Source organism: Calditrichota bacterium, assembly GCA_020637445.1.
GTDB lineage: Bacteria > Electryoneota > RPQS01 > RPQS01 > RPQS01 > JABWCQ01.
On the sequence record JACJVZ010000001.1, the window covers coordinates 332,403 to 349,935 of the forward strand.

A 17,533-nucleotide genomic window follows, 5' to 3' on the forward strand; every position below is an offset into this window, starting at 1 on the left:
TACTAAAAGGCCGCCACCACCCCAAGCGCAACCCGAGAATTCCCCACGCTTTGTCATCCTGAACGTAGTGAAGGATCTCTCCGCATTCCATCCCCCATCCCCCATCCCCTACTTCAGCAGCACCACCTTCTTAAACGCTGCCTTCGCCCCGCTCTCCGCCCGCACAAAATAAACCCCACTTGCAAGCGAACCCGGCGCAACATAAGCAATCGCATTCGACAAAAGCCTCCCCCGATAAATCACATCCACCTCTCGCCCCAACAAATCATACAACACCACGTTTACATCTGCATGCAGCGGAACATCAAAGGAAATACGAAGTGTTGAGTTGAAGGGATTGGGAAAAACAGAAAGTGACAAATCACGCGGCAAGGGAGTTCGCTCTCGAGCAGCCAAACCAAAGTTCCGGTCGCCCGCAACGACGATGATTCTGCCGCGCTCTTCGAGACCATGATACGCCGAGAAAAACCAGTCATCAATCCCGTCGCCGTTAAAATCTCCCGCTTCACCGATCCGGTACGGATAGTTCATCCCGTCCAACGGACCGTCCAACACCCACGCCGGCGACTCCGGCAACGGATCCCCACCCAGCCAAACCTCGATGTGGTCATTGGGGGGAGTTAAGTAGTGTTCGTAATGCGCGACATCGTCATACCCATCCCCATTGATGTCCCCTAACGGCGTCACGTACTTGGGCACATTATTGTTCGGCCAATGTAACTCGACGTCATCAACAAGATCCATGTCCGGTCCACCCCAGTAGATGTATTTCCGTGCGCCCTCGGCAAATGAGGTCGCACGAGATATGATGTCATCGTATCCGTCCCCGTTTATGTCGCCCACTATCCGGTGGTAATATTCAAACGTATTCCCTGCTGCCGATGGGCGAACACGGATCAATGCCGGCAGCGAATCTGCCAACGGAGAGCCCAAATAGAGTTCCGCGCGAACGTATCCACTATCTCCGAGCAGGATGACTCGTCCAAAGTCCGAGTAACCGTCGCCATTCACGTCGCCAAATCCCATGTGACTGGAATTGAAATCAAAGTGTGACCACAGCGCATCATCAGATCCCGGAATTTCACCCAAGTAAAAGTTGAACATTCCTTCGTTCAACGGTCGTTTCGTGTAATCATCCCGACCATCCCCATTGTAGTCGCCCACGTTGGTAAGATAGTGAAGATCGGAAAGTGCTCCAATCCAGTCAGGAATCGTATCAAATACCCCTGGGCCACCTAAGAATAACGCCGAACGCCAACCTGCCCCAGCAGACTGCAGGTAAAGGCTAAGGAGAATATCTTGATGGCCGTCGCCGTTCACGTCACCAGCAGGGACCGTAAAGCCCGCATCGAATGCACCATCTGACCAACCATATCTGTCATTCGTCGTGTCGTATCGCCCAAAATCGATGAAACTGGCATTACCCAGATTGTTGCCCCAATACAGCCGGATATCCAAAGAGTTCACGGAACTTTCCGACCCGACGATGACATCGTCGAACCCATCTCCGTTTTGATCACCAACAGATTGAAAGCAACTAAACCCCAAATACTGTCCCACCTCCCCCGTCACATCCAACAAATACGTCGGTTCGTACGGCTGGGCATACAGCAGGCCCCCCAGCAACAAAACCGCGAACCCCACCCGCTTCAAAAGATTGAATACAGATAGAATTCGCGTCATGATCAAGGCCTCCCGGAAAGGATGAAATATGAAGTATGAAATATGAAATTCCGAGCAGAAAGTCAACATAGCCATATTTTTTTAACAAAAACGCGGCGGCTCTTTCGAGCCGCCGCGCCAGCGCAACAAGCGCTTCACAAGCACCTAAAAGAAGAGCGAATAGACGATAAACACCATCAACGTAAGTCCGGCGATAAACGCCAGCCAGCCCCACGTCTTCAGCGCCAACTTGTGCCACGTCTTCATCGGCGGCACAACGTGATCCTCAAGCGTTCCTTCTTTAATTAGTTCATCAAGTTCATTCGGACGTTCGCGCTCCAACTCTTCAGTCGATTCGCGGCCCGTGAAAATCACGTCGTCAAACGGGAACTTCGTCGGACGCAAATGGCCGTTGAAGAAGTGCACCGTAAAGATGAATGCGGTCGCCAACAGCGCTTCTTCGCTGTGGACAATGTGTGCGAGGTTGATCACCCAACCCGGCAGGAGCTTCGTGAAGAACTCGGGATACCACAGGATAAACCCGCTCGAACCGATGATAATCACACCCCAGAATACCGCGAAGTAGTCGAACTTCTCCCAGTAGGTGAACTTGCCGAATTTCGGTCTCGGCCCCAGCCACAGGAAGTAACGGAAGTGGTTGAAGATGTCCTTCGCATCCTGCAATCTCGGAGTCATTGACTTCTCGCCGTAGAACAAGCCGCGCTTTCTCTGCACCAGCCACGAATACAGCAGGCCAAAAACATGCAGAATAAACGTCGCAATCATGATGATCGCGCCGATGCGGTGGATAATCGCCATCGTGCGCAAATCGATCAAGTGATTCGTGATCCAATAGGCAGCCTGCGAATGCGAGAATTTCAACGGAAGACCGGTCGTCGCCTGCAGCAGGAAGCTCGAAGCGAGCGTGATGTGCAGCGTTCTCTGCCACGGATCGAACCGGCGCACCCACTTACGATCTTTCTCCGGTGAGCGTTTCGGTCGGCCGGCCGCAATTTCGCGAATAAACCACAGAATCGTGTGCAGGCCGAAGAACCCGAATACAAAGAACAGCAGCGACGTCATGAACTTTTCGGCTACGGTCACGTTGCGGTGCGGCACCGTCGCGCCCTCGTCTCCGCCATGCGGGTCATAGTGCGACAGGAACTGCACGAAGTTTTCGTTAGCGTCCTTGTGACACCGCGCGCAAGTCTTGACGATATTCTGCCGGCTGATCTTGGAGTCAGGATCGTCCTGCGAGCGAATGTCGTGATTGCCGTGGCAGTTCACGCAGGTCGCGAACTCGTCGCCTTGATATCCAAGGCTGTACGCCTGACCGTGATAAGTCCGTTCATATGAGCGCACGACTTCCGGATTCAACTGGAACTTCAGCGCGAAATCCCGGTTCCCGTGACACTTGCTGCACATATCGATGATATGCCGCGGCTTCATGTCGTCGCTGACCTTCTTGATGTCCTTTTCACCGTGGCACGTCACACACGTCGGAGCCTCGGTGTGTCCCTTGGCACGGGCGATGCCGTGTTCGGAACGCATGTACTCCTGGTATTCCTTCGTGTGGCAGTTTTCACACTGCATCCGCAAATTCGATTTCGGTTCTTCGCCGTCAACTTTGCGGTTAAAGTGATAAACGTGACACTGCGTACAATTGGCGATATCGCCCGTCTCGTTGGTCGTCATTACGCGGCCGTGCGCCAAAAACTCCTTGGCGTGCCGTTCACCTTCATGGCAGCGGTTGCACGTCGCGGGAAGCTCTTCGCGGAAGATGCCGCCTGACGCATGAACCATCTGTGTTTGGTGCCCGGTATGACAAGCCACGCAGGTCATTAGCCTCGCGTCCACGCCGTCCTTGCGGTGCAGCGACTCCTCATAGCCCTTGTGGCACGTCGAACAAAGCGCGTCGAGCCGCTCTACGGAAGTATGCGACGCCGGATCTCCCGGAGACAAAATTCCGTGCTCTCCGTGACAGTTCACGCAGTTCGGAGCGTCGACATTTCCTTCTTGAATCTGCTTGTAGTGCTGACTGGCGAGGAAATTCTCCGACTCCTTCTTGTGACAGTTCATACAACCTTTGATGTTGTACTGGTGCCACTCTGCGACCGTCATGCTGTCCCGCCGCGATTTGAAGTGCGGGTCATGGCATGATGTGCAGCTCATCTGGCGCGACGAGGCCTTGCCCGTCCGCGAGTGCACACTGTGCTCGAAAGCATCCAATTCCGTCCGGTGGCAAATTCCGCAAACGTGTCGGGAATCGGCATGTTCAGAAATTTGATGGGAGCCGTGACAGTCGGAGCACTCTGGGACTCCTCGGAAACCCATATCATTGAGCTTCGTGAAGAACCCGGCCATGAAGGTCTTCATCTGATCTTCGTGGCAGCCGCCGCAATTGACGGATCTGGGTCGTTCGTGCGGGAAGTCGGCGCCTTTTAGATCAGTGTGACAATCAATGCAATCCAATCCCTCGTGCACCGACCCTTTGAGGCTGTCTGTGGTAACACACAAGGCTTTTTCGCCCGTGAGAGTTTTGGTTGTGAGAGTCGGATCGCTGTGGCAATCCATGCAGTCGTTGTTGGACTGCGCACTAAGCGGCGCCCAGACCAACAGGACAGCAAGCGGCAGTAAGATAAGTTTGGTAAATAAGTTCATCAATCGGATCACTTTTCAGTGGTATTCGATTCGGTTTCGGCAGGGACGGCGTCGGAGTTAGCGGCCGACTGGCCATTCGTCGAGGTAATCTTGTCGTACCATCGACGATGGTGGTGTTTTACGAAGTCGAGGGACATCTTGCCCGTTAGCCACGTCCAGCTCATCGGGTATTCTTCCGGATGGAAGATCACGAAGAAGAAGTGCCAGACGATAATTGCTAAGGTCGCCAGCCAAGCCTCATAGAGGTGAATGGTCTGGCTGACAGGGACGGCCCAAGCGGGCAGAATGGGGGAGAGTTGGGCCGGGAACCACAGGACGAACCCGGTAGCGATCATCAAAATCGTACCCCAAATCAGCGCCCAATACTCAGCCTTCTGCGAATAATCGTAACGATCAAATTTAGGGGGTTCATTTCGCTTTTTCAAGTGGAATGCGACATTTTCGGTCATTTCCGAAATATCCGACTTTGCCGGAAGCAGGGCACCCAGTTCTTCCTTCCCGCGGCGGGTCATAAACAGGTAGATAACGTGGTAAATGGAGCAGCCCACCAGTCCGATCGCCATGATTCTGTGAATCACGCTGCGAATGCCCTCGTGGAATCCAACCGCCGACAGCAGTCTTACCCACCAAGCGTCCGGGTACTTAAGAGCGAAACCTGTAACGGCGAGCAAAATAAAGGTGATCGACAGCGCCATATGCTGAATCAACTGATGTTTGTCGAACCGCGTGACCTTTTTCCCCTGCGCCTGTTGTTTACGGGCCCGCAGAAGATGGTAGTTCAGAATGATGATGTTGTGCAGAATCATGCCGCCGATCACGACAATGATCATTACCCAATAGATTCTGGCGATCCACCATTGCGCGCCACCCTCTTTGGGCTGCAATGCTTGATGTGTGTAGGATTGAGCGAAGTTCGCGTCTGCCTTCGGGTGGCACTTGGAGCAGGTTTGAACGACGTTGCGAGGATTCACGGAGGAGAGCGTGTCATTCGCAGTCCGTACCGCGTGCGAACCGTGACAGTCGTTGCACGTTGCCGTGTTTTCGTCTTTCGCGTGCGTGGCCAACCCGTGATAACTGTCTGTGTAGGTCGAGACAACATCCGGCGCAAGTCCGTACTTACGAATAATGTCCGGGTTTTCGTGGCACTTCCCGCAGGTTTCCTGCGCCAAACGGTTGTGGCTTACCTTGCTCAGCGGGTCCTTCGGCGAAATCAGCAAATGTTCGCCGTGACAGCCGGTACAGGTGGGACTGTCTTCGATACCACTCATTAGCGCGCGGTAGTGAATCGACTCGTGGTACTTTTTCTGTTCCTGGCCGTGACACTTTCCACAGGTCTTGTCGATATTGTGTGGAGCGATTGTAGACTCCGGATTGTTGCTGCCGCGCACGGCATGGCCACCGTGACAATCAATGCAAACCGGAACCTCTTCGTTGCCTTCCTGCAATTTCTTTCCGTGCGTACTTGCAAGATAGTTTTCAAATGAGCGTGGTAGACGTACGTCGGGATCCAGCGCGATGCCGATTTGGCTGTGGCACTTCGCGCACGTTTCGACTTGGTTCGTCCTGTACATCGGCGACTCTGGGTCCGAAACCTTGCGAATGTTGTGCGCGCCATGGCAGCTCTCGCAGCGCGGGGCACGAGGCGATCCGCTTCCGAGCGCATATGCGTGCAAGCTCTGATTGTAGAGCCTGACGGTTTCTTCGTGGCAGCCTCCGCAGGTCGCCTCCGCCGGGGACTCGTTCGTAATTCTCAGCGTGGAGTCGGACGGGGCGCGGCTGCGGTGTTCACCGTGGCAGTCAAAGCAATGCGACAGGTTTCTGCCTTCTTTGAATTGACCGTGCACGGACTTCTTGAATTCTTCTTTGATGTCATTGTGGCAATTCAGGCACGACTGTTCCAGCATTTCCGGTTGCTTGTCTTCGGCATGAACCGCGTGCGAACCGTGACAGCCTGTGCAGGAAGGAACGCCTTCCTTGCCCTGTTTCTGCAATTTTCCGTGTATACCGACGTCATAGCTTGCGTATGCCGTAGAGCGTCCGCGGTGCGGGGGGTGCATGCGATTGTGGCATTCCTCACAAGTGCGGTCGACCTTTTCTGCCGAAAGTTTCGTTCCGGCTCCGGGACTTTGGATGTTGTGAGTGCCATGGCACGCCGCGCACTTCAGAGCGCCTTCGTGACCGCCTGACGCAACTTGCGCCGCCGCCGACTTGTGACAGTTTGCGCACTGGACGGATTTCAGGTTCTCGTCGTGAGGAAAGTCGTCGAAACCTTTGAGGTCACTGTGACAATCCACACACGCGAGCGACGCGTGTTTCGAGCGTGCCAGTGAATCCGACGTAACACAAAGTGAGGCAATTGAACCGTCCGCGTTCGTGCGCGTTAACGTTCCGTCCGAGTGACAATCGACACACGCGTTGTCGTCACCGGCTCTCAGCGGCAGGGCGCAGCCGAGAATGAGAATAAGGGCAAGGATAAGTCGTTTCATTAGTCTACTTCACTTCTTTTTTCCGGGTAGTGAAGATGGATAGGTGATATCGTCGTCGTGACAGGAATTACAAGTTGGCGGAACAGAATAGATGCGTCCAACATGGCACTCTTCGCACGCGATCTCGTTGTGTGATTCGTTTAGCGTAAAACCGGTATGGCTATGGTCGAAAGATCCGACCGCCCATCCCATGTGGCAGGCGTTGCACTCTTTCGACGGTTTGTTGAAGTGGTATGGACTGCCATGACATCTGCGGCAAGCGAACTGGTGGTAGGATTTCAGCGGCCAACCCGTACGTTCGTGTGAGAATGCAACGGCTTCCTGCTTCAAATGGCATTGGGTGCAGCTCATCTCTTCGTGGCAGGAATTACAAATGCCGTGCAGAGCTTCCTCAGTATGGCGAATTTCGGTTGTCGTCTCTTGATCTTTAGCGTGGCACGAACCGCAGCCTTCCGCGTGATGACAAGAAGCACAGTCGATGCCGTACTTGTCCGTGTGGTTCTTGTGAAAGAGCGTGACAATTGTTCCGCCGCCGTACGAAGAGTGCCAGACTTTTTTATCAGGTTGAACCAATCCCGCAAAGCGGCTTCCCGGCCCTGCAGGCAGAGAAGGTTCCGTCACGATTTCTTGACCTTTCTTTATGTGACAGATATCGCATTGCGTGTCGTGACTCCAATCCTGGTGGCAACCGAGACATTGACGGTGGTACGCGCCTTTGAGTCCGGGTTGTTCGAGGTTTTCGTCGGCGATGTGCGGGGGGTGGCAGTTCTTGCAAGCCGTGATGCCGCCCACTTCTTGAAAGTGGTGGCAGTCCTGGCATCCGCGGTCCATGGCCGTCATTTCCGCATGAAGTCGGTGCGAGAACTGAACGGGCCAGTATTCTTTTTCAATTTCGTTAATCAGAACCTCATCGGGACCCATCTTGATGTCTTTGGGGGTGGCCCGTGGACGAGGACACGCTCTCAGACAAGGATCGTCGAGCGTCGGTGTGCTGCAAACGTGACATTCACCGCAACCGTTGGTTGACTTCGTGGGTTGCGAATATGCGAATGCGGAGTCGCTGTACAAAAGCAGCGCGAGGAGTAGAGCGACAGATAGTGATATTTTCATGGCCGGATCGCTCCGACACTTGTCCTAAATTTAGTGACGTTTGGGTCGCTTATTCAAAGCCTTCCAAAACGGAACGAAGGAGAGTAGACCCAGAATCGCAGTTATATACTCTCCGGCTTGCGTGACCAACGTGAATTCATGTAGAGTATGCATGTTGGTTCCTTCTTAATGGCTTTCGCCCGCGTAGTCCGGGTGCTGCAAGAGAATCGGCATACGGTTTACGATAAATTGGTAGGCCAATATGCCGACCGTGAAAATCATAATCGTAACCCAAATCTCTTTCCAGTTCGGGATGTAGCGTTCGGTGGCGTTGTAGTTCAGTGCGATTGCGGACACATTGAGCCGGTTCAGAATTAATCCGACGACCGTCCACACCGCGGCGACGCGAGCCCAAGAAGCCTTCATTCTTCTCACACTGAACAGAAACAGAAAAGCCGGCGCGAGAATAAATCCGACGATTTCGACCAGATACCACATACCGTAGCCGGAACTAAGCAGAGACCATTGGTTTTCGTGGGCAAGGCCGATAACCTTGAGCCAGAAGTACAAGTAGAGCACCAACGCACCGCCCTTGGCCAAGCCGAGGATGAGACGGTCGAGATCGCGATGACTCAGGTGCCCGGTTTGCATCTTGAAATAGCGGTGCGCGAGACTGGATTCAATGATGATCATTCCGATGCCGCCGGACACCGCGGATATCAGGAAGTAGACCGGCAAATACATACTGTACCAGAGCGGATGCAGTTTCCCCGGAGCGATAAGGAACAACGCGCCGAGCGAAGATTGATGCAAGGTCGAAAGAACAACCGCCATGACCGTCGCGCCAAGTGTGAGGTTGATCGCCCACTGGCGCAATCGCTTCGCACCCAGCCACTCGAAGAGCGGCGGAAAGAACTCGACGAATTGACAAAACAGATAAAGTGCGACACACCAACCGACTTCGAACATTACGGAACTTGTGCCCCACGACACGAACATCGGATACGGAAGTCTCCACGGACGGCCAAGGTCGAACATCAACCCGAACACGACCAGAATGTAGCCCAAGAAGCCGGTCAGAATCGCCGGACGTACGAGCGGATTGAATTCACGCATTCCAAAAATGTGCGCGATCGTTCCGATCGTGAAACCTCCGGCTGCCAACGCAACTCCGCAAAGCACGTCAATACCGATCCAGATTCCCCACGGGTTTGCGTCGGTCAAGTTCGAAATTGCACCCAGTCCGCCCGTGAATTTCATATAGGTGATTGGCAGACCGATGGCAATGATGATCCACGCGACGATATGTCCCGGAGTGACCAGACTCTTGAAATAGTCGCGAGGGGTCATGCCGAGGAATATCTTGTCGCGCATGAAGTTTGGAGCAATCAGCGGCGCTCGCTGCACGGGAGCAGTAATAGTAGGCATTACGTCTTCTCCCTGTGGTTGTTGCTGTGTTCATCCTTATGATTGCCGTTCTTTTTCGCGGCAAGCTCGTCTTTGCGTTTCGAGAACAGGTATATGCTCAGGAAGAACGCGGGCCAGATTGCCATGACGAGCGGTGCGGCGGAAAGGTAGTTTCGGGTCAGCGCCGGATAAGGAGTCGTGCCAAGGTCCGTGCGGAAGCCGATTTTATCAAACGGCTGCGATGAGATATACATCCAGCTCGTTCCACCTACTTCGTGCTCGCCGTAGATGTGGTCGACGTATTTTTCGGGATTTCGCGCAATCTTCTGACGCGCGAGCTTTATCAAATCTTCTCTCCGCCCGAATGTCATCACTTCCCGGGGACACGCCTCGACGCAAGCGGGCGGGCGACCCTCTTTCAAACGGGATTCAAAACAAAAAGTGCACTTCCTCACGCGCGAATGAAGTGCACTATGGTATTCATAGGCCGGCACATCGAAGGGACATGCCACCATGCAGTAACGGCAGCCGATGCAGACACTGGGGTCATACGTAACGGCGCCGGTGTCCGTCTTGTGAAAAGCCTGCACCAAACAAGCGGAGGCGCAGGCAGGTTCATCGCAGTGCATGCACTGCCGTTTTACGTAAATATGGGAATCTTCAGTAGGTCCGTCGAAACGGTTGACAATGGTAAATTGATTTTCGTGCGTCCGTCGAGTTTGCTCGAATACGGACGCGTCCTCAGGTGCAGCTTCAGGGAGCGGAAGTCCATTTTCCTTGGCGCAGGCGATTTCACATCTGCGGCAATTCAGCCCGATACACTGCGTGGTATCCACGAGGATACCACGGCGGTCCGGATTGCCTGAGAAGTGCTCCGTTCCAGCGAGGGATACGCTGGGAAGGGAGCCTGCAGCGACCCTCGCCGCCGCAACGCCGGCGAGCTTAAGGAAGTCTCTGCGATCTAAATTCATAGTGGTACCTCTCAATCCGGGGCGGTTATGTGATTTTTTTCACATGCGCCGCTACAGTATTGTATGAGAGCTATCCAAATTAGGGGTATATATATTCCAAACTATCGGGACGGCGCGTCTATGGACGCGCCGTCCCCAAACAAAAGTGCGATTATTCGCCTTCAGCCTTCGGCGGAAGTTCGTGCTTGATCTGCGCCCATGCTTCTTCAAAGTTGAAGCCCTTGAAGGTAGGGGATTTTTCATTGTGGCACTTAGTGCAAGTCGCTTCGGTCGGCATAACCAGACCTGCGGCCAACGAGGCTTCGTGGTCTTCCATAACCTTCTTGGACTTGTACTCGGAACCCGGGCCGTGGCAGGCTTCGCAGCTTACCGAACCGAGGGACTCGGCCACTTTCATTTCGTCGGCAACGGCGTCATAGCCGCTGGGAGTGCCGTAGCCGGTCGTATGGCAGGCAAGGCATTCGGCGTTGTTTTGTTCGCCTTTTTCGACGAGAACGTCCATTGCCTTGGCGTGCTTCGTTTCAAGCCAAGTTTCCCAGATGTTTCCGTTCTTCTCACCTTTGTGGCACATCTTGCATTTGGCACCGCCAACGTAGGTCGGAGTTGCCGCAGCGTCATCTTGGGCATAGACGCTGAAGGCCGACAACGCCAGCCCAAAGACAATCAATGCCGCGATAGATTTTGCAGTGATTCTGCTCATTTCTTATTCCACTTAACGTTTAGTGAAGCGCCGGATTCGTATATGAATGCGCGGCACAATTGATGAATGCTCAAATCAGATTGGGTACACTTCCGCCTCTTGCGTGCGAATACCGCATTTAGGCGGGCCAAACTCGAAAAGACCCTCCCAAAAGAGGTCAAATCGAGACACGAACAATATACAAGTTACTGCTGCAAAACGCAACCTCCTTAGGATGTATCCTCATGCAAATATGATAGTTGCTGTCATGTTTGAAATCACTCTGCAACACCTACTTAGCGCCCACAAGTGATAAGATTTATTGCGGATACGCTGGGTCAGGCAGGCTTTGTGAAACGCAGAGAAATCGACCACAAAGTCTTGAAGTCAGAGGCTTTCAACGTGACAGGGTTACAATCCTCACGCATAAAGAGGAATAGACAACAATTAGTCACATCGGATCAGGGGCCTACAGCACAGGTTGTTTGTCCTCGTTACTTCGTGATTCTCATGGATTAGACAAGAAAAAGGGCCGCAGGTTTAACCTGCGGCCCGAATTTCGGAGTAAGGAGTCTTACTTCAAAAGCAGCATTTTCTTTTGCAGAGTGTAATCGCCCGTCGTCAAACGGTAGAAATACAGACCACTGGGAAGCGCGCTTCCGTCGAAGATAACGTTATGGTGGCCGGAATTGAGAGTTCCATTCACCAACACTGCCACAACCTGTCCAACGGCGTTATAGACCTTTAGGGTCACGTTGTTGGTTTCAACCAAGTCGAACGAAATATTCGTTTCCGGGTTGAACGGGTTGGGGAAGTTCTGATACAGCGCAAGTTCGCCCACGACTCCGGCACCGGCATGCGGCGCGGCTTCGAGATTGCCGACTACTTCCTGACTTCCGCTAAGGCTGACGCTCACGAGCTCGTAGTTGTACACTCTTCCGTTTTCAAGGTCGCGGTCCACAAACGAATAGGTCGATCCGGAGGCGTTGTTGGTCGCCACAACGTGGCCGGCCATCAGTCCGTCGCGCATGATCTCGAAATGATCATTGTCCGTTTCAGAAGACGTGGTCCAGTTCAACTGAATTTCTCGATCACCCGGCATGGCCGCAAAGCTGTTCAGTTCGACAGGGAGGAAGCGGTCAAAGCACACGCAAATGCAGCCCTCGCTTTGCGGAATAATCAGATTGTGCCAGCACGTGTCGCCCCACAGCGTCCAACCGGTGTTGCTGAAGAGGAACTGAGCCGGGTCGCAGATTTCCTGGCAGTCTTCCGTTTGACATCCTTCTTGGATGTCGAGTATCGGATACCGGCCCATCTGGAAGCCTTCACCGCACACGAACACGTGCGTCGGCGTACCTTCACACAAGTAAGTGCAAATACACGCCGGCGGAATAGTGATGTCGTCTTCGAAGAAGTACACGGCAGTATCCCCGTCGCACGGGCTGCAATCGGGAACGTCAATGACGATGTCGAGGAAGTTGGGCGGACAGTTGTCGCTGGTCAAATTGACCGTCACGATCATTTGTCCTCCGTCTGCGTCCGGAGTCACCGTTAGATTGAAAATGGTATCGAGAGACGCATTCGCGGCGATATTGCCCAAAGCAACTGGGTTGGTCGAATTGATGGTTGCCGCGCCAAAGTCACCGCCGATGTTCGTGATCTCAAGCATGACATTGTTGCATTCTGCCGTGCCGTCATTCAATGTGGTCACGTGCAGATCGAATGTCGGGGTGGTGATGCCGCCGCCGTTCGGATCGCAGCGCAGCGTCACGCCGTTCGAAGACAAACGCAACTCACCTTGGCCGCAAGCCGCAATGATCTGATTGATCGCACCGCCCGTTCCCGAGCCGTCAGACGAAACGATGCGCACCGTTCCGGCTGAGGTGGCAGCATAATCGTTCATGACAGGCAGAATGAATGAAATCGGCTCTGCGCCCGGACGCGGAATCCAAACGGAACAGATACGAATGCCCAAGCTCGCGGCATCCAAAGCACGCTGATGGGCATACATGGCGTCGCTGGGATCATGCACGTCGTCACAGCCGCCATTTGAAGCGTCGGTAATGAGAACGATGATCTTTGTGGCAGCGGCGCGGAACGGAGTCGTAAAGTCGGTTCCGTCCGTGCAGCTTGCGTCATTGGTGATGATTTCACGCAATGCTTCGTCCGTAGCTTCGGGCAAGTTGGCGCCGTATCCAGCCGTCAACGCGGCAATGGAAGCCTGAACGGAAGCAATGTCCGTCGTGAGATTGTGTTCGGTATGGACGTAGTCGTCGCCATTTACGGTTCCGTCAATCGTGACCAGGCCGAGACGCAGATCATTGCCGGAAGCGATGTTCGCCAAAGTAACAATATTCGGAAGCTCGGCAATTACGTTGTCGATCGCTGGCTGCATTGAACCTGTTATGTCAACCGCAAAAACGAGATCAATGGGACCGCAATCCCCGGGCTGTGGACATCCTTGATCGCAGCCAATGCCTTCCGTCCACTCACCACCCAAAGCATGCTCGCAAGTCACTTGCAGCGTCGGTTCGCAAACGGCATCGCCATCGTCATAGTAGCAGCAACGACCGGACTCGCACGGGTTCTCGTCGCAGTTGAGACCTTCTTCCCACGCACCCTGCAGGAACAAACAGTCTTCCAAGTTCACGGTGGCACACGCCGGCGCGCCGGCACTATTGAAGTAACAGCAACGTCCCAAATTGCAAATTGAAGGAGTCACGAACAGTCGGTATTCGCCGCAGGCATTTCCAAGTGACTCCAAAGTGACATAAACTGTGCCTTGAGTAAGGTAAACGCAGTCGCAAAGCGAGTTAAGCGCGTTTCCACCGTCGTCATTCTCGCAAATGTCCGAAAGGCAGCATTCCGTGCCGATCAAGAGATACGGATCAAACTGGAAATCGAGCGTTTCATACGAGAACAACCAGAAGCCGTCATAAGGAATCGTCACTGCCACGACAACGTCCGGCGACACGAACTGATTGCAATCGTTGCCTTGGTCGCAAGTGGTTCCTTCGAGGATGCCGGGCGCAGTAAGGGTTGCTTCGGCACAGTTGGGGTCGCAGTCGAAGATGGAAAGGTTGTACGGGCCGGCATGGTTGTTAAATCCGTCCACAACGATCAGAATCTCTTGTCCTTCCGTCAGCGGCACGCAGTTGACTCGCGAAAACAGAGATCCTTCCGCGCAGGAAGGCGATGCGTCATCGTTCCCGCAAATATAATCACTGGGGAATGTCGGCGGGCAGGTGTATTGCCACAACGAGAGCTCCGTGTCGTACCCACTGCCGCACAGCGAGAAAGTGTAAGTGCTCGTTCTCGGTGCCGTCCAGCGGTAGGTCACGTCTGGTGCAGCACCGCGAAGTATGCCCCAAGTGCCCTGATAGCACCCTGGTTGCGCAGACGTAGCGTTAATGTCATTGCTATGGCCGTCGGTGTTTCCGGACGCGATGTTGTCGCCGAGCACGGAACCGAGGTCGACGGCGTCGCCACACGCTTCTCCGCCTTCGTCGAGCGAGCCATTGTTCGGAGTCATGCGGCCAAGTTGGCTCATGATCGATTGATACTCGACATAAAGCTCGTTCGCGGGTAGTCCGTGAGCTTTGGCGTCGAGGATTTGCTGGTCCAGACCTTCCAAGCGCAGCTGCAGCTCAAGATTGGTCTTGGCCTGACTCAGGTCTTGTGCCGTCATGTTCTGCTCGTTCTTTTGGGCGGCAGAAGCCACAACGGCAAGAGCAAGCATACAACACAACATCAAAAAATTCTTCATCTGTCTCTCCGTGGGTAAGTTCATAGACGACGTGTTTGAACCAAAGATACGGAGGCATGAAACTACTTATGTATTAGAGAGGGGTGTCGGTGCGCTTCATTGAAAATAGGTGGATGTTGAACCGAGACTACTAAATATAGTGCAGAGCGAATTATCAACAGCTTATGAAAACTGATTGTTGCGGACTAATTAATCCCTTGGAGGAGGTGTATAAAGAGGAGGTTTGGTCAAGAATTGGTGTGATTGGGAATAGTGTGCGCAACTAAGTTTCTTTGGGAATACTTACTATAGTTTACGGCAACATTCAGTGACCCATGCAGTTTCTTTTGTCAGCATGTTGATGTTTCAAGACAATTCATGCGGAAGTATCTTGTGCCATCAAACAGGACCAATAAGAAACTGAACGGAGAAACACATGAATAAGATGCTGACAGTTTGTTGTCTGCTCTGCCTTTTTGCTGCGGGAAGCCTCGCGGTCGCCAAGGTGGATCCGAACACGGGTGCGACGTCCGACGGTACGTCCAGCCCGACGTTTTTGAATGCAGACCGCGACTTGATTTTGGCGGAGCGCGACCGGATGGAGAGCGATCTTGCAGCCCTTTATCAGGAAGCGATTTCCCGAAAGGCAGCCGGACAAGAAGCTGACGAAATCTGGGCGCAGATTGCCGAATTGAATGCGCAGTTGTACCCCGATCGCTCGACGCCGCGTGCGGACAACGGCGGCGAAACGTGTGCGGAAGCCGCGGCAATCACATTTTTGCCGTACTGTGACGCCGGAAGCACATTGGATAATGTCAACAACTATCATCCCAACGTTGACGATCGTTGTGGTCCCAATCCTCCCGGATCTCCGGTTGCCGGCGATGGTCGTGAAGTAGTCTACACGTTTACTCCTGATGAAGACATCACCGTTTCGATTTCGCTTTGCGGATCTGACTTCGACACGTATCTTTATATTTACGAAGACGGTTGCCCCGGTTCGGGCACGGAATCGTTGGTTTGCTGCAATGATGACAATGGCGGCAGTTGCCCCGGCGGCAGCGGGGGCTTGACAAGCTGCTGCAATGACGTGACGTTGTTTGCTCAGCACACCTATTACATCTTCGTCGACGGTTGGTCACCTAATTCGGCCGGCTACTACGTGCTGAATGTCAGCGCCGGAATCCGTTGCGAGACGTGCGATCCCGTTCCTTCCTGTGTCGAATGTCCGCAAGACGGATATCACAGCCTTGAGCCGGTGTGTGAGGACAACTATGTCGACATTACCAACTCAGGCTGCGTTCCGGGTACTCCGGGCTTCTTTGAAACGGTCGGATGCAACACGACGATTTGCGGCACACTGGGTCGCTATTTCGATGCAAACGGCGGTGCTCATGATGATGCCGATTTCTTCCTGTTCCCCGTCACCGAAGATGCCGAGAGCCTTACGGTTCATTTGAAGTCTGGTGCTCCCGGCGCATGGGCATTGTGGCGCGTGAATCCAGACGAAATCTGCGGCAACGCGGAAGTCATCGTTCCAACTCAAGAATTCTCGCGTTGTCAAGAACGCGTATTCTCCAGATGTTTGCAGCCGGGTCTATACGTGGTCGGAATCACAAGCGTCGGTGAGGTACCCTGCGGTGTTCCGTACACGATTGCTTTGTCCTGTGACGATTGCCCGATTCCGCTCGGTCGTTGCTGCTATCGCACGGAAGACGGTCCGGCGTGTGCGGACGAACTTAGCCGCGAAGAGTGTGCTGATCTTGAGGGATTGTGGACTCTCGGCGCAACATGCGAAGAGTGCTGCCCGACGGACTTCTGTGTCGATTACATTGACATTCCCGGTGTCTACGAATACGTCAACACGGCAAACACCTGCTGCTCGGTTCCGGTGAACTTCTGCGTCGGACAAGATGGCTGTGGCTCTAATAGTTGTTGGGCTGCGTACCGCGCGGTCATTTATCGCTTCGTGTTGGAGAGCGACGCTGTGCTGAGTCTGAGTGCGGCAGGTCCTGGCGACAACCAGATCATGGTGTTCACGGATTGCACGGATCCGACGGGTACGTGCGTGGCCTCGGCCGATAACGCCACGGTTCCGAATATCCTTGGCGCAACCGAAATTTTGGAAAACATCGCTCTTCCGGCGGGCACATACTATGTGGCCACGTCAAATTACTTCTGGTCGAACTTCCCGTGTGGTGAGATCACCTTGCATATCACCAGCGACACACCGCTGCCGGTCGAGATGATCGGCTTCGACGCGGTTGCAATGGATCACGCAGTGAAGCTCGCGTGGAGCACGGCTTCTGAAAGCAACAGCAGCCACTTTGATATTCTGCGCGATGGCGTCTTGGTGAATCGAGTGAATGCGGCGAATTCTGCGACGGGTTCGAGCTACACATGGACGGACAACGGTCTCGACAACGGCCGTGTGTATCAGTACACTCTGGTGGCCGTGGACCTGAACGGCGCCGAGGCTGTTGCGGGACATGCTGAAGCGGCTCCGAATGCAGCGGCGGCAACGGTCAGTGAATTCTCATTGCATCAGAACTACCCGAACCCGTTCAACCCGGAAACTCAGATCGCGTTCGATCTGCCCGAAGCATCCGCGGTTCGTTTGACTGTAATCAATGCTTTGGGACAGGAAGTTGCGGTGCTGGCTGACGGCGCGATGAACGCCGGTCGCCACAACGTGTCGTTTGACGGTTCTGCCTTGCCGACTGGTCTGTACTTCTACCACTTGGTGGCAGGAGACTACAGCCAGATTCGCAAGATGGTCTTGCTCAAGTAGTCACGAAAGATTCGAAAATAGACAGGCGGACCCACTCGGGTC

Annotated in this window: 9 protein-coding genes; 1 reads left to right on the forward strand and 8 read right to left on the reverse strand. The window is 53.9% G+C overall.

Annotated elements, in window-relative coordinates:
- Positions 1-108 precede the first annotated feature (108 nt).
- The 8 genes from H6507_01160 to H6507_01195 all read right to left on the reverse strand — a co-directional run bounded on the left by H6507_01160 (position 109) and on the right by H6507_01195 (position 14,721).
- Positions 109-1,683 (reverse strand): T9SS type A sorting domain-containing protein, encoded by a 1,575-nt coding sequence (locus H6507_01160; GenBank protein MCB9367709.1) that lies wholly within the window; start codon positions 1,681-1,683, stop codon positions 109-111.
- Between the two features lie 144 nt (positions 1,684-1,827).
- Complete coding sequence (locus H6507_01165) at positions 1,828-4,323, reverse strand: hypothetical protein (protein MCB9367710.1); 2,496 nt, start codon at positions 4,321-4,323, stop codon at positions 1,828-1,830.
- Between the two features lie 8 nt (positions 4,324-4,331).
- The gene (locus H6507_01170; protein MCB9367711.1) at positions 4,332-6,809 is read right to left on the reverse strand and encodes a cytochrome b/b6 domain-containing protein; all 2,478 of its coding nucleotides are present in this window, start codon (positions 6,807-6,809) and stop codon (positions 4,332-4,334) included.
- A 9-nt stretch (positions 6,810-6,818) separates the two neighbouring features.
- Positions 6,819-7,919 (reverse strand): cytochrome c3 family protein, encoded by a 1,101-nt coding sequence (locus H6507_01175; protein ID MCB9367712.1) that lies wholly within the window; start codon positions 7,917-7,919, stop codon positions 6,819-6,821.
- A gap of 165 nt (positions 7,920-8,084) precedes the next feature.
- The gene (gene nrfD, locus H6507_01180; protein ID MCB9367713.1) at positions 8,085-9,248 is read right to left on the reverse strand and encodes a polysulfide reductase NrfD; all 1,164 of its coding nucleotides are present in this window, start codon (positions 9,246-9,248) and stop codon (positions 8,085-8,087) included.
- A gap of 77 nt (positions 9,249-9,325) precedes the next feature.
- The gene (locus H6507_01185) at positions 9,326-10,276 is read right to left on the reverse strand and encodes a 4Fe-4S dicluster domain-containing protein (protein ID MCB9367714.1); all 951 of its coding nucleotides are present in this window, start codon (positions 10,274-10,276) and stop codon (positions 9,326-9,328) included.
- Between the two features lie 151 nt (positions 10,277-10,427).
- Entirely contained in the window at positions 10,428-10,976 is a 549-nt protein-coding gene (locus tag H6507_01190; GenBank protein ID MCB9367715.1) for a cytochrome C554, read from the reverse strand.
- A gap of 553 nt (positions 10,977-11,529) precedes the next feature.
- Entirely contained in the window at positions 11,530-14,721 is a 3,192-nt protein-coding gene (locus tag H6507_01195; GenBank protein ID MCB9367716.1) for a T9SS type A sorting domain-containing protein, read from the reverse strand.
- Between the two features lie 415 nt (positions 14,722-15,136).
- Between H6507_01195 and H6507_01200 the strand changes: the two genes are divergently transcribed.
- Positions 15,137-17,491, forward strand: coding sequence for a T9SS type A sorting domain-containing protein (locus tag H6507_01200; GenBank protein ID MCB9367717.1), 2,355 nt, complete (start codon positions 15,137-15,139; stop codon positions 17,489-17,491).
- Positions 17,492-17,533: the final 42 nt, after the last annotated feature.